Source organism: Corallococcus sp. AB030, assembly GCF_003668965.1.
Classification (GTDB): domain Bacteria; phylum Myxococcota; class Myxococcia; order Myxococcales; family Myxococcaceae; genus Corallococcus; species Corallococcus exiguus.
This window is the reverse complement of the sequence record NZ_RAWQ01000025.1, coordinates 43,181-66,437: the sequence shown is the minus strand read 5'-3', so window position 1 is coordinate 66,437 and position 23,257 is coordinate 43,181. Positions and strand designations below refer to the sequence as shown.

At 71.1% G+C, this 23,257-nt stretch carries 18 protein-coding genes; 11 read left to right on the top strand and 7 right to left on the bottom strand.

Going from position 1 to position 23,257, the window contains the following annotated elements:
• Positions 1-36: 36 nt before the first annotated feature.
• Positions 37-1,368: a bifunctional glycosyltransferase/class I SAM-dependent methyltransferase gene (locus tag D7Y15_RS09320; protein WP_121752315.1), complete on the bottom strand. Its 1,332-nt coding sequence runs from the start codon at positions 1,366-1,368 to the stop codon at positions 37-39.
• A 219-nt stretch (positions 1,369-1,587) separates the two neighbouring features.
• Here D7Y15_RS09320 and D7Y15_RS09315 point away from each other — a divergent pair, with 219 nt between their 5' ends.
• From D7Y15_RS09315 to D7Y15_RS09295, 5 genes are read left to right on the top strand one after another with little or no spacing between them, the layout of a single operon-like run.
• Entirely contained in the window at positions 1,588-3,780 is a 2,193-nt protein-coding gene (locus D7Y15_RS09315) for a polysaccharide biosynthesis tyrosine autokinase (RefSeq protein WP_121752314.1), read from the top strand.
• 59 nt (positions 3,781-3,839) lie between these two features.
• Entirely contained in the window at positions 3,840-5,021 is a 1,182-nt protein-coding gene (locus D7Y15_RS09310) for a glycosyltransferase (protein ID WP_233604868.1), read from the top strand.
• Between the two features lie 10 nt (positions 5,022-5,031).
• Entirely contained in the window at positions 5,032-6,237 is a 1,206-nt protein-coding gene (locus D7Y15_RS09305) for a glycosyltransferase family 4 protein (protein WP_199745900.1), read from the top strand.
• A complete protein-coding gene (locus D7Y15_RS09300) occupies positions 6,234-7,682 on the top strand; it encodes an O-antigen ligase (RefSeq protein ID WP_120576814.1) in 1,449 nt (482 codons plus the stop codon). The genes D7Y15_RS09305 and D7Y15_RS09300 overlap by 4 nt, the downstream gene beginning before the upstream one ends.
• A 19-nt stretch (positions 7,683-7,701) precedes the next feature.
• A complete protein-coding gene (locus tag D7Y15_RS09295) occupies positions 7,702-8,787 on the top strand; it encodes a glycosyltransferase family 4 protein (protein ID WP_121752320.1) in 1,086 nt (361 codons plus the stop codon).
• 4 nt (positions 8,788-8,791) lie between these two features.
• On the opposite strand, the gene D7Y15_RS09290 is transcribed toward D7Y15_RS09295, so the two are convergent.
• The 5 genes from D7Y15_RS09290 to D7Y15_RS09270 are packed head-to-tail and all read right to left on the bottom strand — an operon-like array spanning position 8,792 to position 14,989.
• Positions 8,792-9,943 carry a glycosyltransferase family 4 protein gene (locus tag D7Y15_RS09290; protein ID WP_121752312.1) on the bottom strand — a complete coding sequence of 384 codons (1,152 nt, stop codon included), beginning with the start codon at positions 9,941-9,943 and terminating at the stop codon, positions 8,792-8,794.
• Positions 9,940-11,175 carry a glycosyltransferase family 4 protein gene (locus D7Y15_RS09285; protein WP_121752311.1) on the bottom strand — a complete coding sequence of 412 codons (1,236 nt, stop codon included), beginning with the start codon at positions 11,173-11,175 and terminating at the stop codon, positions 9,940-9,942. The genes D7Y15_RS09290 and D7Y15_RS09285 overlap by 4 nt, the downstream gene beginning before the upstream one ends.
• Before the next feature lie 15 nt (positions 11,176-11,190).
• The gene (locus tag D7Y15_RS09280; protein ID WP_121752310.1) at positions 11,191-12,315 is read right to left on the bottom strand and encodes a glycosyltransferase family 1 protein; all 1,125 of its coding nucleotides are present in this window, start codon (positions 12,313-12,315) and stop codon (positions 11,191-11,193) included.
• Positions 12,316-12,338: 23 nt separating this feature from the next.
• Positions 12,339-13,472: a glycosyltransferase gene (locus D7Y15_RS09275; RefSeq protein ID WP_121752309.1), complete on the bottom strand. Its 1,134-nt coding sequence runs from the start codon at positions 13,470-13,472 to the stop codon at positions 12,339-12,341.
• The gene (locus D7Y15_RS09270; protein WP_121752308.1) at positions 13,469-14,989 is read right to left on the bottom strand and encodes an oligosaccharide flippase family protein; all 1,521 of its coding nucleotides are present in this window, start codon (positions 14,987-14,989) and stop codon (positions 13,469-13,471) included. The genes D7Y15_RS09275 and D7Y15_RS09270 overlap by 4 nt, the downstream gene beginning before the upstream one ends.
• Positions 14,990-15,229: 240 nt before the next feature.
• On the opposite strand from D7Y15_RS09270, the gene D7Y15_RS09265 reads away from it, so the two are divergent.
• The 6 genes from D7Y15_RS09265 to D7Y15_RS09240 all read left to right on the top strand — a co-directional run bounded on the left by D7Y15_RS09265 (position 15,230) and on the right by D7Y15_RS09240 (position 22,609).
• On the top strand, positions 15,230-16,258 hold the full coding sequence (locus tag D7Y15_RS09265; protein ID WP_120576820.1) for an ROK family protein: 1,029 nt from the start codon (positions 15,230-15,232) through the stop codon (positions 16,256-16,258).
• Positions 16,259-16,431: 173 nt separating this feature from the next.
• Positions 16,432-17,919 (top strand): MraY family glycosyltransferase, encoded by a 1,488-nt coding sequence (locus D7Y15_RS09260; protein ID WP_121752307.1) that lies wholly within the window; start codon positions 16,432-16,434, stop codon positions 17,917-17,919.
• A 4-nt stretch (positions 17,920-17,923) separates the two neighbouring features.
• Positions 17,924-19,000, top strand: coding sequence for a nucleotidyltransferase family protein (locus tag D7Y15_RS09255; RefSeq protein WP_172813389.1), 1,077 nt, complete (start codon positions 17,924-17,926; stop codon positions 18,998-19,000).
• Between the two features lie 39 nt (positions 19,001-19,039).
• Positions 19,040-20,011: a nucleotidyltransferase family protein gene (locus tag D7Y15_RS09250; RefSeq protein WP_121752306.1), complete on the top strand. Its 972-nt coding sequence runs from the start codon at positions 19,040-19,042 to the stop codon at positions 20,009-20,011.
• Between the two features lie 105 nt (positions 20,012-20,116).
• Positions 20,117-21,415, top strand: a complete 1,299-nt coding sequence (locus D7Y15_RS09245) for a UDP-glucose/GDP-mannose dehydrogenase family protein (protein WP_120576823.1) — start codon at positions 20,117-20,119, stop codon at positions 21,413-21,415.
• The gene (locus D7Y15_RS09240; protein WP_121752305.1) at positions 21,416-22,609 is read left to right on the top strand and encodes an acyltransferase; all 1,194 of its coding nucleotides are present in this window, start codon (positions 21,416-21,418) and stop codon (positions 22,607-22,609) included.
• Positions 22,610-22,887: 278 nt separating this feature from the next.
• Here the strand turns inward: D7Y15_RS09240 and D7Y15_RS09235 are convergent, their stop codons facing one another.
• Positions 22,888-23,163 carry a hypothetical protein gene (locus tag D7Y15_RS09235; protein ID WP_120576825.1) on the bottom strand — a complete coding sequence of 92 codons (276 nt, stop codon included), beginning with the start codon at positions 23,161-23,163 and terminating at the stop codon, positions 22,888-22,890.
• Positions 23,164-23,257: the final 94 nt, after the last annotated feature.

The following is a 23,257-nucleotide window of genomic DNA, read 5'->3' as shown; positions in this document are numbered from 1 at the left end:
GGGGAGGTGGGGTGGGCTTCGGCGCTCACGCGGGCATCAGACGGCGCGGGCGACGGCGAACAGGCTCATGCCCACGGGCAGCCTCACCTGTTGCTCGGCCTGGGCGAGCAGGGGCGCCAGCGTGTCGTAGAGCTTGAGCTGGAGCTTGGGCACCGCGCGGCGGCGCAGGAGGCGGCTGTTGACGAACCAGCCCGGCAGGCCGACGAGGTTCATCCACTCCAGCGTGTCCACGCGGAAGCCGTTCTCCTGCAGCACCGCGCGCAGGGTCTCCGGCGTGTAGCGGCGGTAGTGGCCCACGGCCTCGTCGATGGCGCCGAACAGCTGCGGCAGCGCCGGCACGAGGATGAGCACGCGGCCGTCCGGCTGGAGAATCTGGCGGAAGCGGCGCACCGCGGACGCGTCGTCCGGGATGTGCTCCAGCACGTTGGACAGCACGATGGTGTCCAGGTTCTCCGCCTTCAGCGACTCCCAGTCCGCGAGCGCCACGTCGGACAGGTAGGGGCGCACGTGGGGCTTGCCGCGGAAGAGGTTCTTCAGGCGGTCCACGTAGAAGCGCTCCACCTCCAGCGCGACCAGGTGCTCCGCGCCGGCCTCCAACTCGCGGGTGATGGTGCCGATGCCGGCGCCAATCTCCAGCACGCGCCGGCCCATGTGTTCGCGGAAGCGGCGGCCCAGCCACTGGTTGTAGTGGGTGGCGCCGTCCATGCGCTCCAGGGTGGAGTAGCCCTCGTGCTGGTTGTCCGCGTCGTCGCGCACGGTGGCGTAGCGCACCAGCGTGCGCAGGCGGGCCAGGTGCGCGGAGGCCGAGCGGCGCGGCACGGCCTGCAGCGGCGGCAGGGACACCTCGGTGAGCCGGAAGAGCTGCGCGGCCAGCTTCACCACCAGCTCCGCGTCCACCGCGTCGTCGTCGCTGGTGAGCTGGATGGAGCGCAGCGCCTCCGTGCGGAAGGCGCGCAGGCCGGTGAGCGGATCCGTCAGCGCCACGTCGGTGACGAAGCGGGTGATGCCGCCCAGTGCGCGCTCGGCCACCATCTCCGGCGACATGCCGGGGCGCCGGCCGAAGACGCCGTCCGCGGTGTCGTCACGCAGGGGCTGCACCAGGGCGTCGTAGGTGTCGGGCGAGTAGGCGGCGTCTGGATCCTGGAGCACCGTGTGGGCGCCGGTGACGTGGGGCAGCGCGGCGCGGATGGCCGCTCCCTTGCCGCCCTGGGCCGCGAGGACGTGGACGTTGGGACCGGGCGTGACGTCCACCGGCCCTTCACCCGCGAGCACGACCTGGGCCTGGCCGGCCAGCGCGTGGGCGAACCGGGCGGCGGCGGCGGCGGTGGCGGGGTTGAAGGGCAGGACGACGGAAAGCGCAGGAACCATTGCGCCGCTCACTACCACAGGACCCCCCGGGGTGCGCGTTCGCGGACCGGCGCGGATGGATGGGGGGCATCCAGGCGACGTCGGTTGGATGGACAACCCGCCCCGCCCGTTGCACGCTCCGGACGTTATTCCCCCAGCGCGATGTGGGTGCAGGTCGGGTCCGGACGAATTCGGGCCGGTGGAGACCGCCCGCGGCAGCCACTTCCGGAGAGACGCGACGTGGAAGGAACGGTGTTGGACCCGGCCGGTGGGGCGCCCGGCGCGGCGTCCGCGAGCGTGATGCACCGGGTGCGGGGCGTGTGGCGCCGGCGGTGGGTGATGCTCGGGGTGGCGTTGGGCGTCACCGCGCTCACCGCGGCGTGGACGCTGCGGCAGCCGCGCATCTACGCGTCCAGCACCTCGCTCATCATCGACGTCACCGCGCCGCGCATCCTCGACGGCGAGGTGAAGGAGGTGATGGGGGAGGAGCGCAGCAACTACTGGTTCAACAAGGAGTACTACGCCACGCAGAGCGAGATCATCACCTCGCGCGCGGTGGCCAGCCGTGTGGTGGACCGGCTGGGGCTGTCGAAGGACGCGTCCTTCCTGGGCCTGCCGGCGAACCAGGATCCGGCGGAGCGCGCGAAGGCGCTGGAGGACGCGGACCCGGTGGGGTTGTTGCGCTCGCGCATCCAGGTGGTGCCCGGCAAGGACTCGCGGGTGATGAACATTGGCGTGGAGGACGTGGACCCCGCGCGCGCGGCGCTGCTCTCCAACGAGGTGGCCGCCGCGTACATGGCGGAGAACCTGGCGCTGAAGCTGCGCACCACGGAGGAGGCGCGCACGTGGCTGGAGGGGCGCCTGGACGAGCTGGGCCGTCAGTCCAAGGCCGGCGAGATGGCCGTCTACGACCTGAAGAAGGACGCGGACATGCTGTCCACGTCGCTGGAGTCGCGGCTGTCCATCGTCAGCGAGCGGATCAACTCCTACAACCTGAAGCTCACCGAGGTGCGCACGCGCATCGCGGCGCAGCAGGCGCGCGTGGACGCCATCCACCGGCTGCGCAGGGACGCGGGCAACGACGAGACGTGGGCGGAGGCGGTGCCCGGCGCGAAGGACGGTCCCATCCAGGACCTCAAATCGCGCTACGGCGAACAGAAGGCCGCGTGCGCGGAGCTGACCGAGCGCTACCTGCCGGAGCACCCGAAGCTGCTGGAGTGCAACCGCAAGCTGGACGTCGTGCGCGCGGACCTGCTCAAGAGCCTGAGCAACGTGGTGCGCTCGGCGGAGACGCAGCTGGCGGAGGCGCAGGGCGAGGAGAAGAACCTCAACAAGCTCCTGGACGAGACCAAGGCCGAGGCCTTCCAGGTGAACAAGAAGGCCATCGAGTACGGACGGCTGCAGCGCGAGTCGGACAACAACCAGCGGCTCTATGAGCTGGTGCTCAAGCGGCTGAAGGACATCGAGCTGTCGGGCTTGCTGCGCACGAGCAACGTGCGCGTGCTGGACCCCGCGCAGCCGGCGATGGTGCCGGTGCGGCCGCACACGCGGCGCAACCTGCTGGTCGGCTGGGTGATGGGGCTGCTCCTGGGGCTGGGCGTGGCGCTGTTCCTGGAGATGCTGGAGAACAGCGTCGCGTCGCAGGCGGACGTGGAGGACGTGCTGGGCCTGGCGTTCCTGGGCGTGGTGCCGCGCATGGAGGCCACGAAGGCGCCGGGCGACCGCGACCTGTACGTGCACCGGGCGCCGCGCTCGGCGGTGGCGGAGTGCTGCCGCGCGGTGCGCACCAATCTGCTGTTCATGTCGCCGGATCATCCCTGCAAGACGCTGGTGGTGACGTCCAGCGGCCCGCAGGAGGGCAAGTCCACCACGTGCATCAACCTGGGCGTGGCCATGGCCCAGAGCGGCAACCGCGTGCTGCTGCTGGACACGGACATGCGCCGGCCCCGGCTGCACCGCGCGTTCGGCGTGCCCAACGACCTGGGCATCAGCTCGCTGGTGGTGGGCGAGGGTTCGCTGGACAAGGCGGTGAAGAGCACGGAGGTGCCCAACCTCTTCGTGCTGCCGTGTGGCCCGTTGCCGCCGAACCCCGCGGAGCTGCTGCACACGCGTGCCTTCAAGGAACTGCTGCGCACCGCGGGGGAGAAGTTCGACCGTATCATCCTGGACAGCCCGCCGCTCAATGCCGTCGTGGACGCGGCGGTGCTGGCCACGCAGGCGGACGGCGTGGTGATGGTGCTCAAGGCGGGCCGGACGGACCGGAGCGCCGCGAAGCGCGCGCTGCGCTCGTTGGCGGACGTGCAGGCGCGGATGTTCGGCGCCATCCTCAACGACGTGGACCTGCGGCAGCCGCGCTACGGCGACACGTACCTGGGCTACCAGGGCTATGGCCCGACGCAGGACGAGCCCAAGGGCGGGGTGGCGCCGTCGTGAGGGGCGCGGGCTTGCGGGTGCTGCACCTGGGGAAGTTCTACCCTCCGGCCTCCGGCGGCATGGAGGCGCACGTGCGAACGCTGGCGCGCGCGCAGGCGTCGCTGGGCGCGCAGGTGGAGGTGCTGTGCGCGAACCATTCCGTGGACGGCACCGGGACGAGCCACGAGTTCCACGGGCGCAGTCCCACGCGTGAGGAGTGGGACGGTCCGGTGCGCGTGATTCGCCTGGGGCGGCTCGCGTCCGTGGCGCGCATGGACGTGATGCCGTCGCTGCCGTTCGTGCTCAGGAGGGCGCTGGCGCGGGGCGTGGATGTGGTGCACCTGCACGTGCCCAACCCGAGCATGGTGCTGGCGCTGGACGCGGTGCCGCGTCTGCCGGCGGTGGTGGTGACGCACCAGAGCGACATCATCCGGCAGAAGGTCGCGGGCGCGCTGTTCCGTCCCTTCGAGTGGATGCTGTACTCGCGCGCGGCGCGGCTCTTGGCCACGAGTGACGCGTACGTGCGAGGCTCGTCGCTGCTGTCGACGTTCAAGTCGAAGGTGCGCGTACTGCCGCTGGGCATCGAGCTGGAGTCGTACCTGCGGCCACCTTCCGCGGAAGCGCGCGAGGCGCAGGCGCGCTGGACGGCGGAGGCGGCGGGCGGGCCGCTGTGGCTGATGGTGGGGCGGCTCGTCTACTACAAGGGATTGTTCACGGCGCTGGAGGCGCTGGTGCACGCGCCGGGGCGGCTGGTCATCGTGGGCGAGGGGCCGCTGGCGGAGGAGGGCCGCGCGCGGGCGAAGGCGTTGGGCCTCGAGGACCGGGTGACGTGGGCGGGCTACCTGTCGCCAGAGGCGCTGACGGGCGCGTACCGGGCCGCGACGGCGCTGTGGTTTCCTAGCAACGCGCGCAGCGAGGCGTATGGCCTGTCGCAGGTGGAGGCGCTGGCGAGTGGATTGCCCGTGCTCAACACCGCCGTGCCGGACTCCGGTGTGGCGTGGGTAAGCCTGCATGAGCACACCGGGCTCACGGTGCCCGTCGGTGATGCGCGGGCGCTGGCGGCGGCGGCGCGCCGGTTGGTGGAGGAGCCGGGCCTGCGCGAGCGGCTGTCGCGTGGGGCACAGGAGCGTGCGCGGGCGGAGTTCGCCCATGACGTGATGGCGTCGCGCAGCCTGGAGTTGTACGCGGAGGCGCTCGGACGGCAGCCGGTGGCGGAGGAGAAGAGCGATGCCTCCGTCCGGCACGTCGCGGGCGGGCGCTGAAGGTCCGCGCATGCACGGAACGCGCGCGTCTCATCGTGACGGTCCCGCGGAGGGCGGAGGTCGCTCCTCGCATGCGTCGGGTGGTGCGCCGCTTCGCGTGCTGCATGTCTCCAGCGGAAACCTCTACGGCGGCGTCGAGACGTTGCTGCGCACGCTGGCGCTCGCGAGCGCGGACCGGGCGGGCGGCTCGGTGCATGCGTTCGCGCTCTGCTTCGAGGGACGCATCGCGGAGGAGCTTCGCGCGGCGGGCGCGCCGCTGACGTTGCTGGGACCGGCGAAGGTGAGTCGTCCCTGGCGGGTCTGGGAGGCTCGACGCTCGCTGATGGCGCTGCTCCGGCGGGAGGCGTTCGACGCGGTGGTGTGTCACGCGGCGTGGCCTCAAGCCATCTTCGGGCCGGTGGTGCGCACGGCCGGTGTTCCGTTGCTCTTCTTCCAGCACGACGCACTGTCGGGTTCGCACTGGGTGGAGCGCTGGGCTCGCGTCACCTCTCCGGACCTGGCGCTGTGCAACAGCCGCTACACCGCGAGCACGCTTCCGAGCGTGTATCCGCGCACGCAGTGGCGCTTGCTCCATCCACCTGTTCAGGACGGTGGCCCGGACCTCATGGCTTCCGAGCGCACGTCGCTCCGCGGCGAACTGGGCGCGGATCCGACGGATGTCGTCATCGTCCATGCCAGCCGCATGCAGGAGTGGAAGGGGCAGCGGCTGCTGCTCGAAGCGCTGGGCCGGCTGCGCCAGGTGCCTCGCTGGAAGGCGTGGTTCGCTGGTGGTGCGCAGCGCCCGGAAGAGATCGCCTACGAAGCGGGCTTGAAGGCCCAGGCCTTGGCCCTGGGCCTAGGGGACCGTGTGCGGTTCCTGGGACAGCGCTCGGATGTGCCTCGCCTGCTGCGCGCGGCGGAGGTGCACTGTCAGCCCAACACCGGGCCGGAGCCGTTTGGCCTGGCGTTCGTGGAGGCGCTCTATGCCGGGCTTCCCGTGGTCACCACCGCGCTGGGCGGACCGCTGGAGATCGTCGATGCGTCTTGCGGCGTGCTCGTGCAGCCGAAGCCGGAGGCCCTGGCCCAGGCGCTGCGCGGACTCATCGAAAATGAGTCGGCCCGGCGGAAGCTGGGCAGCGGTGGCCCCTCTCGCGCGAAGGCGCTGAGCGCGCCTGATGCCTTCTTGTCGGCGCTGGAGGACTCGGTGCGCTCCGTGGCCCGGGAGGCCGCCGCATGAGTGGCGCGAGTCCTCGTCCCCAGCTCCGTGGCCCGGGTGTGCTGCATCAGCGGTACGTGCGCCGCGTGCCACAACCCGCGACAACGCAGGCCGTACCGACTCCGGCGGCGGCGTCTCCGGGGCTGCTCGGTTCGGGTCACGTGGTGGTGGCGTTCATCGTCCTGCTCTTCATCTGCCAGCTCGCGCTGCTGATGGAGGCGCTGGCTCCAGCGCGCGTGGTGTTCCGCATCCTGTCGTTTGGCACGAGCCTGGCGCTGCTGGTGCTGGTGAAGGGTCCGCGCCTCAAGCACCCGGCGATGCCCTTCCTGCTCGCCTCGGCGGGGCTCACCGCGCTGAACTTCTTCCACCCCGGCACCAACACCCCGCTGGCGGCGGCCGCGCAACTGGGCATCCAGATCTCCGTGTTCGCGCCGCTGTTCTGGGCGAGCCGCCTGCGCATCGACGCGAAGATGTTCGGACGCGTCGTCCTGCTGCTCTTCCTGTTCAACATGGCGAGCGCCTCGTTGGGCGTCCTGCAGGTGACCTTCCCCGGACGCTTCCAGCCCGCCCTGTCCGCCATGGTCGAAAGCCAGGGCGAGGGCTACGTGCGCAGCCTCCAGTTCGAGACCGCGAGCGGCGCGCGCGTGTTCCGCCCCATGGGGCTGACGGACGTTCCGGGCGGAGCCGCCACCGGTGCCTTCTATTCCGTGCTGCTGGGCGGCGCGTTCCTGCTCAGCCGTCAGGGCATGTCGCGGAAGGTGCTGGGCGCGGCGGGCATCGGCATCGGGCTCATCTGCCTCTACCTGGGGCAGGTGCGCGTCGCGGCGGTGACGCTGATTGTCTGCATGGCGGCCATGGCGCTGGTGCTCACCGTGAGCGGCCGGTGGGTGCGGCTCGTGGCATTGGCCTCGGTCGTGGGTGGCTTCGCGGTGGTGGCCTTCGGCTGGGCCGTCGCGGTCGGTGGCGACGCGGTGCTCTCGCGCTGGAGCACGCTCACGGCCTCCGACCCGTCGCAGGTGTATCAATCCAACCGCGGCCGCTTCCTCGACGAGACCTTCGACCAGGTGCTCCCGGAGTTCCCCCTGGGCGCGGGCCTGGGGCGCTACGGCATGGCCAACGCCTACTTCGGCGACAACCTCGACCGCGAGAGTCCTCCGCTGTGGGCTGAAATCCAGTGGACGGCGTGGGCGTACGACGGAGGATGGCTGGGGCTCGTCTGCTATCCGCTCGCGCTGCTGGTGACGTTGGGGTGGGGCTTCCAGGTGGCGCGGCGCCGCGATGACTCGGCGGGCGAGTTCTGGCTCTGGGGCAGCCTGCTCTTCGCGTATGACCTGGGCGCGCTCGCGCAGACCTTCAGCTACCAGTTCTTCATGAGCCAGATGGGCATGGAGTTCTGGCTGCTCAACGCGGCCTTCTTCAGCGCGTACTGGAACCGGAATGCGGCCCTACACCCTCATCGCCGGTGACTTCGTCTCCACCGGAGGCATGGACCGCGCGAACCTCGCGCTGGCGGATTGGCTCGCGCGCCAGGGTGGCCCCGTGCGGCTGGTGGCGCACCGGGTGGAGGATTCGCTCCTGCGCTACCCCAACGTGCACTTCGTCCGCGTGCCCAAGCCCGCGAACGCGTACCTGCTGGGCGAGCCGTTGCTCGACGCCGTAGGGCGCTTTTGGGCGGCGCGCACGCTGGCGCAGGGTGGCCAGGTGGTGGCCAATGGCGGCAACTGTGAGGTAGCCGCCGCCAACTGGGTCCACTACGTCCACGCCGCGCACGCCCCCGAGCCCGTCGGCAGTCCGCTGCGCACGCTGAAGGGTCACGTGAGCCACCGGATGCACTTGCGCAGCGAGCAACGCGCGTTGCGCCGGGCGCGGATCATCCTGGCGAACTCGGAGCGCACGCGGCAGGACCTGCTGGCCGCCACGGGCGTGGAGGAGTCCCGCGTCCACGTCGTGTACCTGGGCGGTGATCCGACGCGCTTCCCGTCCACGACGCCTGTGCTCCGTCGTGAGGCGCGGGCGTCGCTGGGCTGGTCTCAAGAACGGCGAGTGGCGCTGTTCGTGGGCGCGCTGGGAGACCGGCGCAAGGGCTTCGACACGCTCTTCCATGCGTGGGCGCGGCTGTGCGCGAGACGCGAGTGGGACATGGACCTGTGCGTCGTGGGGACGGGTGCGCAGCGGGAATCATGGGAGCGCGCGGCGCGTGAGCAGGGCCTGGGCGAGCGGATCCGCTTCCTGGGCTTCCGCGACGACGTGCCCCGCCTGATGGCGGCCGCGGACCTGCTGGTCTCCCCCACGCGCTACGAGTCCTATGGCCTGGGCGTGCACGAAGCGCTGTGCGTGGGCATCCCCGCGCTGGTGAGCCGCTCGGCGGGCGTGGCGGAGCGCTTCCCGTCGTCGCTTCAGGGGCTGCTGCTGGATGACCCCGAGGACTCGGGCGAGCTGGTGCGGCGCCTGGAGGAATGGCGGGCCCGGGGCGGGGATTGGATGCCCGCAGTGGCCGCGCTGTCGTCGGAGCTGCGGGCCTGGACGTGGGACGCGATGGCGGCGGCGGTGGTGGCTCGGCTGGAGGCGTGAAGCTTCAGGCCTTGCGCTCGAGCACCTGCTCGAAGAAGTCGAGGTGCGCCTTCGCGACCACCGGCCAGGCGAAGCGGGACACGGCTCGCTCGCGGCCTCGTGTGGACAGTTCCTGACGTTGAGCGGGGCTCTCCAGCAGTTCCTCTAGCGCGGTGATCCAGGCACCGCCGTACGACTCCGGCAGGATGCGCCCGGCATCGCCCACGGTGTGCGGAATCTCTCCGGAGTCGCTGGCGAACACGGGCACGCCACACGCGAAGGCCTCCGCGAGCATGCGGCCAAACTGTTCCTTCCACGCGGGCGTCGTCTGGCTGGGCGCGCAGAGCACATCCATGGCGTTGAGCGCGCGAGGCACCTCCGCGTGCTTCACGCCGGTGACGATGCGCACGCGGTCTCCGTGGCGCTGCGCCCACGCGCGCAGGTCCACCTCCAGGGGGCCTCCGCCGACGAAGAGGGCTCGCCAGGGCGTGGTCGTCCTGTTGAGTGCATCCATCAGGAGCCGCAGGCCCTTCTCCGGCACGAAGCGGCCCAGATAGCCCACGACGGGCGGCCCTTCGGACGTCCAGCCCAGGCGCTCGCGGAAGGCGCGGCCCGCCTCCGGATCCGGACGGAAGTGCTCCACGTCCACGCCCACGGGGATGAAGCGCGAGGGGCGCTGCTCATAGCCGGGCCGCGCGAGGAGGTTGTCGTGCACCGTCTGGCCCCAGGCGATCCACCCCGCGGCCCGGCGCAGGACGAAGCGCTCGGCTTGCGCGAAGGGCGGGGGATAGCGCTTGGCCAGGTTCTGGAACGTGCAGAAGACGAGCGGCACGTGGGCGGGCGTCATCAGCGCCACCTCCAGGCCGGAGAGCACGTAGGGCTCCTCCCACAAGTGCACCAGGTCCGCGCCTCGCGACAGGTGCGCGTGCACCTCCGGCCCGTAGACGAAGCCGTGCAGCGAGCGGCTGAAGTACGCGGGCACGCCCTCCAGGTTCACGGCCTCGTGAGGGTCGCGCTGGAGCACCAGCGGGCTCAGGTCCCCGTGAAAGGACTTCGGCGCCACGGCGGTGACGTCCCAGCGGCCGGCGCCCACGCGGGCCATCTCGTTGGCCAGCCGCCGGTTGAGGGTGACGACGTAGGAGTGCGAGACGGTGACGAGCTTCCGGGGACGCATCATGAATGCCCTCGCGTGGGGACGAGGCTCCGATACACGGCGAGGATGTCCCGGGCGTAGCGCTCACGGGAGAAGCGGCGTACGGCGGTGTGGCGGGCCGCGCGGGCCAGGGTGTCTCGCAAGGCTTCGTCCTCCAGCAGCCGGCGCAGGGCCGCCGCGAGCGTGTTCGCGTCGCCGGGTTCGATGGCCAGCACGTCCTCGCCATCCCGCAGCGCTTCGGCGGCGCCGCTCGACTTCGAGATGACGGCGGCCCGGCCGCAGGCGAGCGCCTCCGCGATGGTGAGGCCGAAGGGCTCGCGGCGGGTGCTCGCGTGCACGAAGACGTCCAGGGCCCGGTAGACGCGGGCGGGCTCGGGCTGGAAGGGCACGAAGCCCACGCGGCCCGTGAGGCCGTGGCGCTCCACCTGTTCGCGCAGCTCCGCGTCGGTGAACTGCGAGCCGGCCGTGCGGTAGAGCGGAGCGCCCACGAGGTAGAATCGCACGGGCAGGGCCGGTGCCTGACGCGTCAGCAGGGCCGCGGCCTCCAGGAAGACGTCGTGTCCCTTCCAACGCGCGTACGTGGCCACGAGCCCCACGCGCAGCGTGCCCGGAGGCGCGGGCGGCAGTCCGGCCAGTGCATCCAGGTGCGCGCCGTCACCGGCGGCCGGAGAGAACCGCTCCACGTCCACGCCGTTGGGCACGACGTGCACGGGCACCTTCCCGAGCACCGTACGCGCGTCGTCGCCGACGGCCTGCGAGTTCGCGATGGCGGCCGAGGCCAGCGGATGCAGGCCGGAGAGAGCGCGTCGAACCAACGGCCGCTCGCCGAGGAAGTCGTGCACGTGCCACACGCGCGGAACCGGCAGTCCGGTGGTGGCCGCGCTCAGCAGGTGGGTCTTGATGCCATTGGAGTGCAGCAGGTCCGGCGCCGCGTCACGCACCGCGCGCCGCAGGTCGAGGCCGTAGCGGGTCAGCAGCAGGGGCGTCGGGGCAATCTCACGCGCGAAGCGAAAGAGACCCGCGCGACCCTGCTCCCGCAGACCACTGTCCCCGAGCGCGGACAGGCGGTCGGGCAGGGCGAGCACCTGGGTCTCCACGCCGAGCCCTCGGGCTGTCTCCACCAGCGGCCCGTCCGTACCCGCGATGAGGTGCGGCGAAAGGCCGGGCTCCAGCGTGCGCAGGCACGCGAGGAGATCCACGAGCGCGCGCTCGGCACCGCCCAGGATTCCCACGGGATTGAGGAACAGGATCCGCACGCGGACGCGACCGAATCAGACCCGCCCGGGGCGGTCAAGGCGATGCAGATACGCGTCCAACACGGTGCGCGCATGGGCGCTCCACGTGAAGCGTGCGGCCCGTGCATGCCGCGTCTCCGCGGATGGGGCGGGCACGCGACCCGTGAGCAGGGCGTCTACCGTCTCCGACCATGCGGCCACGTCGCCCACCGGGCAGTACGTGCAGGCGTCGGCGCCCACTTCGCGCAGCACCGGCAGGTCGCTGGCCACCACGGGGACACCACACGCCAATGCTTCGATGACGGGCAGGCCGAAGCCCTCCGCGTCACTGGGCACCAGCACCGCGCGGGCACGCCGGTACAGTCCCGCGAGCGTGGCCCGCTCCTGCCGGGGTGGTTGCAGCAGCGCGTCCTTCAAGCCGAGCCGCGCCACCTGTGCCTGTTGAGCCGCGTCCAGCTCTCCACCCTGCTGCACCAGCATGAGCTCCGGATGCCGGGCTCTCAGCGCAGCGAAGGTGTCGAACAGCACGTCCAGCCGCTTGCGGCGGATGGCGCTGCCCACGTGCAGCAGATACGGCCGGCCCTTCAGCGGTGCGAGTACGGCTTCGCTGGCGTCTCCGGGAACGGGGTCGAGCCGGTACTCCGGCGAGACTCCGTAGGGCGCCCACACCAATCGCTCGGGAGGCACCACGCCGTGCGCGAGCAGTTCGTCGCGGACTTGCTGCGTGCTGTGGAAGACGATGGCCGGGCGCTCCAGGCCCTTGAGCGTGGCTCTCGCCATCAGGCGGAACCACGTGGGGCGCGGTTCGCGGTGGGGCTCCAGGACGGAGCGGAACGCGTCCAGGTCATGGCAGAAGACGCCGGTACGCTCCGCAGGCAGCGCGTGGACGAGCTGCGCGTAGGTGTGGTCCACGACGTGGAACGCATCGTGGCCGATTCGCTCACGCAGCAATCGCGCGGGATAGAGGCCGAAGCGGGTGAGCAGTCGGTCCGCGTTGAAGGCGGCCTTGCGGCTTCCCACGCGGGGCAGGGCGCGCACGGCGTGGGGAATGGACGGACGCACGGGAGTGACGCCGACCTCGGCGGGAAACGCCGCCAGTCCCTCGACGAGCGCTTCGCCCACCAGGTCCATGCTGGGCCAGCCCTCCTCGCGCGGATCCATCAGGACCTTCAACCTCAAGATGCTCACGCGGTGACTCCGCGGCGCAGCAGGTGCGCCACCGTGTGCTCCAGCGCGAAGTGCTCACGGTACACGCGCGCCGCGCGCTCACCCAGGGTCCGGCGCTCTTCCTCGTGCTCCAACAGGTGCTCCGCGAGCACCCGCAGCGAAGCGGGTGACGCATCATCCGCGAGCGCCACTGGCCGCAGTTCGCGCCACAGCGGTTCGCTCAGGTGCCCGGTGTTGGTGACGATGGGCAGGCCCAGTCCCAATCCGCCCATCGCGCTGCTTCGCCGGGCGCTGACGCCGTCGGGATACGGCTGCACCAGCAGCTCCGCCGCGCGCAGGTGCACGGCCACGGCCTCCGGTGCCAGTCCGTCCCTCGCATGAAGCCTGCGGGCCAGCGCGGGATGCTTCCGTCCCAGGGCCTCACACCAGCCCTGACTGCCCCGGCCCAGCAGTAGCGCTTGCCGCCGTTCATCCCGCTGCAACAACGGCACGAGCACGGCCTCCAGCGGTCCCGCGATGGCCCCGCCATACGTCCCGAAATGCGCCACCGTGGGGCCGCCAAGCGCATCCCGCACCGCGCACACTTCGTCCCCTGGCGCGTCCAGGGGCAGGGGACTGGGAATGGGACACCACCGGGCCTGGGACCGCAGTGGCTCCGGCAGGTGCTCCGCCCAGGTGGGGATGGACACGTAGGCGCGCTCCACGCCGAACGCCAGCGTGCGCAGCATCACCCGCGTGACTCCCGCGAGCACCTGATGCTTCCAAGGCGCGCCCGGACTCCACGGGTACACTGCCTCATGGAGGAACAGCTCGCGTTCGTCCCGCCGCCTCGCCGCGAACCAGGCGCAAAACGGCACGTTCATCGCCTTCAATCCGAATGCGTGCGGCACGTACTGGAGGAACAGCCTCCGGGGCCCTGGCAGCGCATCCAGCTCGCGCGTCAGGCGCACCAGACCCGGCGGCGTGAAGAGGCCGGGCCACCGGTGCACGGTCACGCCCTGATCATCCGTGAGCCCGTTGGCCCCAGGCGTCCAGACGTGCACCGTCTCCCCCGCCTTCAAGAGCGCGTGGGCGATGCTCCGCGAATGGTCGGAGACGCCACCGGGGGCCGGCGGATACTCCCCCGTCAACAGATGCCACGTGCGGCTCACGGAGGCGCCCGCCTCGCGCGCAGGTGCTGGACCAGGGCGCGCAGCTCTCCCAGCAACGACAGGCCTCGCCGCGTGGCCTCACGCGCGAGCACCAGCGCGGTCAGCAGCCCCGCCGCCACCAACGCCTGCACCAGCAGCCCGTCCTGCCCCATCGCGAGCCGCGAACAGCCCACCGCGAGCGCGAGCAGCGCGCCCACCGTGAGGAACGGCTCCATGACCTCGAACTCGAGCCGCGACAGGTGCGGGTTGCGGCGGGACACCAGCCGCGCCGTGAACCACAGCTCCGTGAGCGTCACGGCCGTCGCGCTCACCCCGACGCCGACGATGCCCCAGTGCATCACCGCCAGCACTCCCAGACCGAAGCGCAGCAGGCTCCCGGTAATGGCCACGTACATCCGCTCCCGCGCGTGACCGCTGGCGTTCTGCTGCGAGGCCAGCAGGCCCTGCACCGCCAGCATCGACGCCTCGATGGTGAACCACTGCACCAGCGTGGACGCGAGGCTCCAGCGCTCGCCGAAGACCACCGGGATGAAGGGCGGCAGCGCGATGACGCCGAACGGGATGGCCAGGCACAGGACCGCGCTCACGCGCCGGATGGACGTGCGCAGGTAGTCCGCCAGCGCGGCCGAGTCCTCCTGCATGCGGCTGTACGCCGGATACGCGACGCGGGTGAGGACGCTGCTCACCGCCAGCGGCACGGAGGCCAGCGCGGTCGCCCAGTTCACCAGGCCCACCCCGTCCTTGCCCTCCATGCGCCCCACCACGAGCGGAATCCATCCCTGGAGCGCCGCGGGGATGATGCCCGTGAGCTGGAACCAGATGCCGAAGGACAAGAGCCGCTTGACGATGTCCCAGCGGAACGTGCCCTGGGGCCTCCAGCCCGCCGCCGCCCAGAACAGCACCATGCCCACCGCGCCCCGCACCAGCCCGCCGCCAATGAGCGACCACGCCCCGAAGTGCATCGAGGCCAGCAGGATGCTGCCCGCCGTCTGCGCCACGCTCTCGATGAGCTCGATGCGCGCGAGCGTCGGGAAGCGCAGCTGCCGCTCCAGCATCATGACGGGGATGACGCGCAGCGAGTGGAAGAACAGGCCGATCGCCATCGTGCCCACCATGGCCGCGCCCGAAGGCCCCAGCTCGTAGGTGCTCGACAGCCACGGCGCGAGCAGCACGATGGCGCCCACGATGAAGACGGTGAACGCCTGGTGGCTCCAGAAGGCGGAGGTGATTTCGTCCTGCGTGGGTTCGTGCTGCTGGCGCACCAGCGAGGCGCTGAGCCCCAGGTCCCCCAGGAACGCGCCCATCGCGGAGGTGAAGGCGACGATGGCGAACACGCCATAGTCCCCGGGGAACAGCAGATGCGACAGGGTGAGCGAGCTCACCACGCGTAAGCCCAGCGAGCCGACCGTCCGCAGGAGCAGGGCGATGATGGAGCGCTGCGCGCGGACCTTCACGTCCGACACGCCCAGGGGCGGAGCGTCAGCGGCGTCCGGCGCGGGAGGGGAACGGCTGCTCATGGGGGAAACGGGGCGCTCCACGAAAGGAACTCCGACGGAGCCTATATGCGCCCCCGCCTCCGGCGAACAGGGGCACGAGGAGGCAGGGCGTCCCCGTGCCCCGGAAGGAGGGCTCGCATGCAGCCCCGTGGAGCGGGCGGGCGGACACGGGCGTGCCCGGCACGGCGGCACTGGCCGTGACCGCGCTGCGCAGATTGTGCCGCGAGCGGCCGCCGGTGCCGCGAGTCACGGGGGCATCACATGGCCGACGCGTCAGCGAAGAACGGGCACCGCGCGGGGAACGGAGCGCGCAACGGCAAGGGCCGCGTCTGGGGAGGCATCGACCTGGGCGGCACGAAAATCGAGGCCGTCATCGTGGATGCGCGCGGCGACGTGCTGGGCCGGGCCCGCCACGTGACCCCCGCGACGGGCGGCCCGGGCGAGGTGGTGAAGGAGCTCTACGGCACGCTGGGCGAGGCCGCGCATGCCGTGGGCATCGAGCCCGCGAAGCTCGTGGGCGTGGGCGTGGGCGTGCCGGGCTCGGTGGACGCGAACAACGGCACGCTCTCGCACACGGCCAACGTGGCGGGCGGCTGGGACGCGCCCTATCCGCTGGCGTCGGACCTGGGCGACCTGGTGGGCGGCGGCAAGGTGATGCTGGGCAACGACGTCCAGGTGGCGGTCGCGGCCGAGTACAAGCTGGGCGCGGGCCGCGGCCACCGCTCCGTGCTGGGCGTGTGGTGGGGCACGGGCGTGGGCGGGGGCCTGGTGCTCAACGGCGTGCCGTGGCGCGGGCAGGGCTCCGCCGGCGAGATTGGCCACATGGTGGTGAAGCCCAACGGCGCGCGCTGTGGCTGCGGCCGGCGGGGCTGCCTGGAGGCCTACGCGGGGCGCGCGTGCATGGAGAGCAAGGCGCGCTCGGCGGCGAGGAAGGGAGAGAAGACCCTCCTCTTCGACATCATGCGCGACAAGAATCGCACGCGCCTGTCCAGCAGCGTCTGGGCGAGCGCGCTGAAGCAGAAGGATCCGCTGGCGACGCGGCTCATCGAGCGGGCCATCGACATGCTGGGTGTGGCCATCGCCTCCGTCATCAACCTGCTGGACCTGGAGGCCGTCATCATCGGAGGCGGGCTGGGGTCCCGGTTGGGCCCCATGTACATGGGCCACATCCAGGACGCCATGCACCCGCACCTGTTCATCACGGAGCGCAAGCCCGTGATGCGCATCGCCGAACTGGGGGACCTGTCCGGCGCCATCGGCGCGGCGCTGCTCGCGGGCCCACGGATGTGAGGACTCACCTGGCCCGACATCGCCACCCGTCCTCTCTCGATGCGTTTGACGCAGAAGTCCCGCGAATCAGGGCTGACAGCAGGTAGGCAGGCGAGTCGTGACACACCTGCGACGTCAGGACGTTGACGCGCTGCTTCGGTGACCGTCACGATGCGGGTGGACGCTCCTCTCGCATGGTCACCTTCTTCGTCGCCTTCCTCGTGTCGTTCCTCGTGGCGTTGGTGCTCACGTGGCGCGTGCGCGAGCGTGCGCTGGCGTGGGGCTGGTTGGATCAGGCGAACTCCAGCCGCAAGGTGCACGTGCGGCCCGTCCCCCGGCTGGGCGGCATTGGCATCGTGGGGGGCTTCTTCGCGCCGCTGTGCGCGCTGTTCATCGTGGACTCGGGCGTGGGGGACCAGTTCGTCTCGCAGACGTCGCTCATCATCGGCCTCTTCGTGGGCGGCGCCATCATCGCGGCGCTGGGCTTCTACGACGACCTCAAGGGCGCGGGCGCGAAGCTGAAGTTCTCCGTGCAGTTCGCGGTGGCGCTGGGCCTCTACGCGCTGGGCTTCCGCATCGAGGTGCTGGCCAACCCCTTCGGCGCGGAGCTGACGCTGGGGCTCTTGAGCCTGCCGCTGACGGTGCTGTGGGTGGTGGGCGTCATCAACGCGCTCAACCTCATCGACGGGTTGGACGGGCTGGCGGGCGGCGTCGCGTTCTTCGGCGTGGGCACCCACTTCCTGCTCGCGCTGATGCGCGGGGACGTGCTGCTGTGCCTGCTGATGGTGGCGCTCGCGGGCGCCATCCTCGGGTTCCTGGTGTTCAACTTCAACCCGGCCTCCATCTTCATGGGGGACACGGGCAGCATGTTCCTGGGCTTCGTGCTCGCGGCGGTGTCCATCAAGACGTCGTCGAAGAGCGGCACCGCGGTGGCGCTGCTCGTGCCGGTGATGGCGCTGGGCCTGCCCATCATGGACACGCTGCTGGCCATGGTGCGCCGCTCGCTGCTGGGCAGACCCATGTTCAGCGCGGACAAGGAGCACATCCACCACCGGCTGATGAGCCGCCTGCTCTTGTCCCACCGCACCACCGTGCTGGTGCTCTACGCGCTGTGCACGCTGTTCATGCTCACCGCGCTGGGGCTCAGCTTCGCCAACAGCATCCAGAGCGCGCTGCTGCTCAGCGGCATCGGCGTGGTCATCATGGTGCTGATGCGCAAGCTGGGTTACCTGGACGTGCGCCACATGGACGCCGTCCAGCAGACGCGCCAGCGCAACCTGGAGCTGCGCTCGCTGGTGCGCTCCGTCACCGCCGCGGTGCGCGCGGCCGGTTCGTTCCAGGAGGTGTGGAACGCCGTCCGTCCGCTGTCCCAGGGGCTGAGCCTGTCCTCGCTGGAGCTGCGCCTGCGCCGCCCGCACGAGGGCGTGAACGCGGGCGTCGTCTTCGAGTCCCAGCACCCGGACGCTGGCGCCGAGGCCTCGCTGGAGGTCCGCCTGGACGTGAAGGAGGAGGAGTCCCTGCTCGGCGCGCTGCGCCTGGTCTGGCGCGATGGCCGGGCCGCCATCGACCGGGACGAGGAGCTGGCGCTGGAGGTGGTCGCGGACGCGGTGGCCGAACGCGTGGGGCTGCTGGTGGCGCTGGAGGCCGCGGAGCCCGAGCGCATCATCGCGCTGCGGCGGTGAGCCCATGAGCTCCTCTCCGGCCTTGCTGACCCTGCTCCATGCGTGGCCGGAAGTGCCGGACGCTCCCGGGCCTTCGAACGAAGGCGATGGTGAAGTGCTGGTGAAGGCCGCCGTACGCCATGGACTGGCGGGCTTCGTCGAGCACGCGCTCTCGAAGGCGGACTGGACGCTGACCCCGGACGCCGCCGCGCTGCTCACCCGCGAGGCCCGGCTGAGCGCGGCGCGGGGCATGCGCGTGCGGTCGCTCTTGTCGCGGAGCCTGACGGCGCTGGCGGCGCTGGGCCTGACGCCGGTGCTGCTCAAGGGTTACGGGCTGGCGCGCAGGCTCTACCCGGAGCCGCTCCAGCGCGCGACGAACGACGTGGACCTGCTGGTGCCTCGCGCCCGGGTGCTGTGCGCCGTGCACGCGCTGGAGGGGATGGGGCTCACCACCCAGGCCGGCGACGTGGACCGGGACGACGCGCACCATGTGGAGCTCACCGGACCGGACGGACTGGTGGAGCTGCACTACCGCGCGCTCACGGGCTACGGCCTGTCGCTGGAGGGCGACGCCATGGTGTCGCGGTCGCTGGACGCGACGCTGGACGGCCACCCTGTGCGCTACCTGTGCCCGGAGGACGAGGCCGTCTACCTGGCCCTGCACGCGAGCAACCACCTGCTGCAGCGGCTGGCCTGGCTGTTCGACCTGAAGCTGCTGGCGCGGGCGAACCCCCGGCTCGACTGGGACCGCGTGGTGACGCGCGCGCGGCGCACGGAGCTGCCCCATCTGGTCTGGTACGCGTGGGACGCGGCGCACCGGCTGCTGGACGCGCCCGTGCCCGCCTGGGTGCTCAAGGCGCTGGCCCCGCCCCGGTGGCAGCGCGCGCTGGCGACGCGACTGTTCTCCGGCCCCCGGCTGGTGGGCGCGGAGCTGGCGCGTAACAAGCCGGCATGGGTCGCCGCGAAGCTGGCCCTGGCGCCCCGGGCCCGGCCCATGGTGCGGTACGCGCTGCGGCGGCTGCGCGGCGCCCGGTCCCCTCCCGGGACGGGAGCGGAGCCAGGGGCGCCACGGCCTGTTCGCTCGCCCACTGGAAGACGGTGATTGCGGCGGGCAGGCCCGGCCCATTAAAGGTGCCGCACCATGGCGCCCAGCCTCCTCGACACCTTCCGGGTCCTGTCCTCCTTCGAGCCTCCGCGCGGAAAGCTCCGGGGCGCGCCATGGGAGGCGTACGTCGACTGGGCCATCGCGCAGGGACTGGCGCCGCTCGCGGCGTACAACCTGGAGTACCGGATGGGCGGGGGCGAGGCGCCGGAGTGGGCCCGCGACCGGATGATGTCCATCTACACCGGCTCCGTGAACGACAACGTCATGAAGCTGGTCCACTTCAAGCGCATCGTGGATCAGCTGGAGGGCCGCAAGATTCTCCTCCTGGGCGGCGCGGCCTTCGCGGAGGCGCTCTATCCGCACGTGGGCTTCCGGCCCGTGCTGGACATCCAGGTGCTGGTGCGCCGCATGGACGTGGACGGCTTCGCCGGCTACCTGTCCAACCACGAGTTCGTCCCAGAGGAGGACACGACGAACAGCGGCGCCGCGCGTGTCGTGTCCGACGGCCGCACCCCCATCCACATCTACGCGGACGTGCTGGGCGCGAACCGACGTGAGCAGTTGGCTGGCATCTTCGAGCGCGCCCGACCCATGAAGGTCTACGGACAGTCCATCTTCCGCCCGGAGCTGGAGGACGCGCTGCTGCTCACCGCGCTGGACCAGGCCCACCACGGGTATGACGTGCCGTGGCTGTCGTTCGTGGACCTGCGCGAGCTCATCACCGGCGCCACCTGGATGGGCGGCGTGTACTCGCGCCCGATGGATGTCCCCGCGCTGCTCGCTCGCGCGGAGGCGTTCGGCCTGGAGCGCGCCCTCTACACGTCGCTGGCCATCGTGGCGCGTCTGTTCCCGGAGGCGGAGGCGCAGGCCACCGCCGCGTTCCCGCCGCTGCGCCGCGCGACCCGTGAACTTCTGGACCGGGGCGTGGTGGGTCCGGTGAGCACCCCCGGACGTTCCTCCGCCCTACGGGGTGTGGACAGACTGCGTCGCCTCCTCACGGGGCGATAAGGCTGTCTGGTCGCTCGGCGGTCCTTCGTGCCCGGGCTTTCTTTCAGTGCTCCGGTCGGCGTATGAGTTCATGACGCCACCTGTCGAAACCAGGACACTCAAAGAATGCGCATTGCCATTATCGGATCGGGTTACGTCGGACTCGTCGCGGGCACCTGCTTCGCGGACTCGGGCAACGACGTCGCGTGCGTGGACATCGACGAGCGGAAGATCCGCATGCTCCAGGATGGACAGGTCCCCATCTACGAGCCGGGTCTGGAGGAGCTCATCCGCAAGAACGTGAAGGAGAAGCGCCTCACGTTCACCACGAACCTGGCCGAAGGCGTGCAGAACGCGCAGGCCGTGTTCATCGCCGTAGGCACCCCTGAAGGGGAGAGCGGCGAGGCGGATCTCCAGTACGTGCTCGCGGCGGCGCAGGCGGTGGGCCGCGCGATGAAGCAGTACACGGTGGTGGTGGACAAGAGCACCGTGCCGGTGGGCACCGCGGACAAGGTTCGCGAGGCCATCGCCAAGGTGACGGACGTGGAGTTCGACGTCGTCTCCAACCCGGAGTTCCTGAAGGAAGGCGCCGCGCTGGACGACTTCTTCAAGCCGGACCGCGTCGTCATTGGCGCGGACACCGAGCGCGCCCGGACCCTGATGGGGGAGCTGTACGCGCCGTTCGTGCGCACGGAGAACCCCATCCTGTTCATGGACACGCGCTCCGCGGAGCTGACGAAGTACGCGGCGAACGCGATGCTCGCGACGCGCATCTCCTTCATGAACGACGTGGCCGCGCTCTGCGAGAAGGTGGGCGCGGACGTGGACTTCGTGCGCAAGGGCCTGGGCGCGGACAAGCGCATCGGCTACCCGTTCCTCTTCCCCGGCGTGGGCTACGGCGGCTCCTGCTTCCCCAAGGACGTGAAGGCGCTCGTCACGACGGCGCGTGAGTACGGCCTGGAGCTGGACCTGCTGCGCGCGGTGGAGCGCACCAACGAGCGGCAGAAGAAGCTGCTCGTGAACAAGGCCGTGAAGCACTACGGGACGCTGGAGGGCAAGAAGTTCGGCGTCTGGGGCCTGGCGTTCAAGCCGAAGACGGACGACATGCGCGAGGCGCCGTCCATCGAGGTCATCGAGGGCCTCATCGGCAAGGGCGCGACGGTGATCGCGCACGACCCGGTGGCCGCGCACGCGTCCAAGCGCGTCTTCGGCGACCGCATCCGCTACGCGGACCTGCCGTACGACGCGCTGGAGGGCGTGGACGGCCTGTTCGTGGTGACGGAGTGGAACGAGTTCCGCCACCCGGACTTCGCGCGCATGAAGTCGCTGATGAAGTCGCCGGTGATCTTCGACGGCCGCAACATCTTCCAGCCCGCGCGCATGCGTGAGCAGGGCTTCACCTACTTCGGCATCGGTCGCAAGTAGATGAAGCAGCAGTCCGGAGGCTCGCTGGATGCGCTGACAGGGCTGCGTTTCCTGGCGGCCCTGCACGTCGTCTTGTTCCACTTCGGCACCCCGTGCATCCAGGGCGTGGCGCCGGAGTGGATGGTGCAGGTGGTGGCCTCCGGCTATGCCTCCGTGGGGGTCTTCTTCCTCCTGTCCGGCTTCGTGCTCGCGTACAACTACGTGGACACGGCCGGTGGGATGCAGACCCCACCCCGGGCCTTCTGGAGCGCGCGAGTGGCGCGCGTCTACCCGGTGTTCCTCCTGATGTTCCTGCTGTCGGCGGTGCCCACTGCGCAGGGCTCGCTGGCGGCGAACTCCGTGCCGGTGGCCGCGGCGAAGCTGACCACGGCGGGGCTCACCACGCTGATGCTGCTCCAGTCGTGGGTGCCGCAGCTGGCGCTGTACTGGAACCCGCCGTCCTGGTCCGTGTCGGTGGAGGCGTTCTTCTACGCGGTGTTCCCGGCGCTGGCCGGGAGGCTGGAGCGCTTCCGGGGCGCGCGCATGAAGGCGGCCCTGGTGGGCGTGTGGCTGCTGGGGCTGTTGCCGCCGGTGCTCTACCTGGTGCTGCGGCCGGACGGGCCGGGCACGCTGAACGCGGCGTCCGGCGGCATGTGGCTGGCGGTGGTGAAGCTCAACCCGCTGATGCGCCTGCCGGAGTTCCTGCTGGGCGTGCTGCTGGGGCTGGTCTTCGTGCGGGAGCGGGCGGCGGCGACGGCGACGTCCCAGCGCTCCGGCGCGGTGATGGCGCTGGCTGGCGCGGCGCTGCTGGTCGCGGGCTTCTCGCAGGGCGCGTGGATTCCGTATCCGCTGATGCACAACGCGCTGCTGGCACCCGCGTCGGCGCTGCTGGTGTATGGGCTGGCGCGCGGCGGTGGTCCGCTGGGGCAGGTGCTGGCGCGGCCGTGGTTGGTGCACCTGGGTGGGGCCAGCTACGCGCTGTACCTGCTGCAGTACCCCGTCAGCGAGCTGGTGCACTGGATGGAGCGATTCGTGGGCCCGTCGTCGCCCACGCGCTTCCTGGCGGTGCTGCTGGTGTTGCTGGTGCCCGCGTCGGTGGCGGTGCACCGATGGGTGGAGACGCCGTGGCGCACGCGGGTGCGGCGCGGGCTTCAGCCGTGGGTGGATGGCTCGCCCTCGCGGCCGGCTCCGGCTCCCGTGGTGCCGGGCACCTGAGGTTCGCGACAGCGCGTCCTCAGCGGGCGGCGTTCAGCAGGTGTTGCCGTAGGACCTTCCGGGGCGCGGAGGCCCAAGCCTCGCGACAGCGCGTCCTCAGCGGATGAGGCCTTGGGCCCTTTGGGGCCGCGAAGGTCGAGCCTCGCGACAGCGTCCTCAGCGGATGAGGCCTTGGGCCCTTCGTGGCCGCGAAGGTCGAACCTCGCGACAGCGTCCTCAGCGGATGAGGCCTTGGGCCCTTCGTGGCCGCGAAGGTCGAGCCTCGCGACAGCGCGTCTTCAGCGGGCGAGGCCGCAGGCCTTCTTGCCCTCTTCGGTCTCGATGGTGCGGCAGTCGCAGCCTTCGAGCTTCGCTTCGCAGACGGCCTCGTCCTCGGCGATGGGCTCCACGCGGCCCTCCTCGTCGGCGGCTCGCTGCTGGCAGGCCTGCTTCTCCACCGAGTTCAAGGCGCACTCGCAGAGCTTCTCGGACAGCTCGCGGCACGCGCCCTTGCACGCGGTGAGTCCGGAGAGGGAAGCGCAGAGGACGGCGGCAGTGAGCAGGAAGCGACGCATGGGGTCGGGGGAAGATGCCAGATGATTCCCCGGATGCAAGCGGTGTCCCGGGCGGGGCGTTCATTCGATAGCCCCGGAAGGCCGCGCCGGGGGA